The organism is Lawsonibacter sp. LCP25S3_E2, from assembly GCF_052117285.1.
Lineage (GTDB): Bacteria > Bacillota > Clostridia > Oscillospirales > Oscillospiraceae > Lawsonibacter.
In genome coordinates this window covers 1-2,688 of the sequence record NZ_JBQKJL010000050.1, presented here as the reverse complement: position 1 = coordinate 2,688, position 2,688 = coordinate 1, and the positions used below count along the sequence as shown (strand labels likewise).

The 2,688-nt window shown below is 52.5% G+C and carries 2 tRNA genes and 1 rRNA gene; all 3 read right to left on the bottom strand.

From position 1 onward, the window contains the following. A tRNA-Glu gene (locus ACTQ3R_RS16330) sits at positions 1-75 on the bottom strand. A 3-nt stretch (positions 76-78) separates the two neighbouring features. After that, positions 79-154, bottom strand: a tRNA-Lys gene (locus tag ACTQ3R_RS16325). Positions 155-243: 89 nt separating this feature from the next. Beyond that, positions 244-2,688, bottom strand: a 23S ribosomal RNA gene (locus ACTQ3R_RS16320); the annotation flags it as partial.

Below are 2,688 nucleotides of genomic sequence, written 5' to 3'. Positions count from 1 at the left end.
TGGTGACCCGTACGGGAATCGAACCCATGTTTGCGGCGTGAGAGGCCGCCGTCTTAACCGCTTGACCAACGGGCCGTGTGGTGCGCCTTCAGGGATTCGAACCCGGGACCCACTGATTAAGAGTCAGTTGCTCTACCAACTGAGCTAAAGGCGCATATCGTGCGCTTTCATACACCCTGAAAACCGAACAGTGAAACAAACCTTACCTTCGCTCACAAGCGCCTGCATTTCCTTACGACCTTGTAGGTCAAGCCCTCGGCTTATTAGTATCGGTCAGCTACATGCCTCGCAGCACTTCCACCTCCGACCTATCAACGACATAGTCTACGTCGAGCCTTACTCCATAAAGGATGAGAGATCTTATCTTAGGGGGAGTTTCACGCTTAGATGCTTTCAGCGTTTATCTCGTCCAGACGTAGCTACCCAGCTGTGCCGTTGGCACGACAACTGGTGCACCAGAGGTCTGTCCATCCCGGTCCTCTCGTACTAAGGACAGCTCCCTTCAAATCTCTTACGCCCGCAACAGATAGGGACCGAACTGTCTCACGACGTTCTGAACCCAGCTCGCGTGCCACTTTAATCGGCGAACAGCCGAACCCTTGGGACCGAATTCAGCCCCAGGATGTGACGAGCCGACATCGAGGTGCCAAACCTCCCCGTCGCTGTGGACGCTTGGGGGAGATCAGCCTGTTATCCCCAGGGTAGCTTTTATCCGTTGAGCGACGGCACTTCCACTTGCATACCGCCGGATCACTAACTCCAACTTTCGTTACTGCTCGGCCCGTCGGCCTCGCAGTTAGGCTCGTTTATGCGTTTACACTCACTGCACGATTTCCGTCCGTGCTGAACGAACCTTTGAGCGCCTCCGTTACCTTTTAGGAGGCGACCGCCCCAGTCAAACTGCCCACCTAACAGTGTCCCCCGACCGGATTCACGGCCGCAGGTTAGAAAACCAGCAAATGAAGGGTGGTATCCCAAGGGTGACTCCATCAAGGCTGACGCCCTGACTTCCATGTCTCCCACCTATCCTGTACATCATTTACCAATCCTCAGTATTAAGCTACAGTAAAGCTCCATGGGGTCTTTCCGTCTAGTTGCGGGTAACCGGCATCTTCACCGGTACTACAATTTCGCCGGGTGGGCTGTTGAGACAGCGCCCAAATCGTTACGCCATTCGTGCGGGTCAGAACTTACCTGACAAGGAATTTCGCTACCTTAGGACCGTTATAGTTACGGCCGCCGTTTACTGGGGCTTCAATTCAGACCTTCGCTTGCGCTAAGCCCTCCTCTTAACCTTCCAGCACCGGGCAGGCGTCAGCCCATATACGTCATCTTTCGATTTAGCATAGACCTGTGTTTTTGGTAAACAGTCGCTTGGGCCTATTCTCTGCGGCTCCTTTCGGAGCTCCCCTTATCCCGAAGTTACGGGGTAATTTTGCCGAGTTCCTTAACAACCCTTCTCCCGTTGGCCTTAGGATTCTCTCCTCATCTACCTGTGTCGGTTTGCGGTACGGGCACCTTAGCATACATTAGAGCTTTTCTCGCCTCGTCGTTCTCCAGCTTCCCTACTTGATTTCGGTCCCTTTCGCCCGGGTCAACCAACGCCCGGGTCTGGATAGTTCCAAGTGTCCCTCTAACTTAAGTTTCGGTGGCTACGGAATTTCAACCGTATGTGCATCGACTACGCCTCTCGGCCTCGCCTTAGCTCCCGGCTTACCTTGGGCGGACGAACCTTCCCCAAGAAACCTTAGATTTTCGGCCATTATGATTCCCACATAATTCTCGCTACTCATTCCGGCATTCTCACTCGAATGAAGTCCACCAGTGCTTCCGCTCTGACTTCACCCCGCATTCGACGCTCCCCTACCACTGTCCATAGGACAATCCCAAGCTTCGGTGTTACGCTTAGCCCCGTTATATTTTCCGCGCAGAGTCACTCGACCAGTGAGCTATTACGCACTCTTTTAATGAGTGGCTGCTTCTAAGCCAACATCCTGGTTGTTTTCGCAACTCCACATCGTTCTCCACTTAGCGTATCTTTGGGACCTTAGCTGTGGGTCTGGGCTGTTTCCCTTTTGACCACGAGACTTATCTCCCATAGTCTGACTGCTAGTCATCAATTATCCGGCATTCAGAGTTTGATAGGGTTCAGTAACTTTATCAGCCCCTAGCCCATTCAGTGCTTTACCTCCGGTAATCTAAACTAACGCTAGCCCTAAAGCTATTTCGGGGAGAACCAGCTATCTCCAAGTTCGATTAGAATTTCTCCGCTATCCACAAGTCATCCGCCACCATTGCAACGGGGGTCGGTTCGGTCCTCCATGGAGTTTTACCTCCACTTCAACCTGCTCATGGATAGGTCACCTGGTTTCGGGTCTATTGCACATAACTAAATCGCCCTGTTCAGACTCGCTCTCGCTTCGCCTTCGGTACTGAATACCTTAAGCTTGCTACGTACAATAACTCGCCGGACCGTTCTACAAAAAGTACCTCATCACCCATTAACGGGCTTTGAGTGCTTGTAAGCACAAGGTTTCAGGTTCTATTTCACTCCCCTCCCGGGGTCCTTTTCACCTTTCCCTCACGGTACTGCTCCTCTATCGGTCATCAAGTAGTATTTAGGGTTGGAGGGTGGTCCCCCCAGTTTCCCACAGGGTTTCACGTGTCCTGCGGTACTCTGGATCCTGA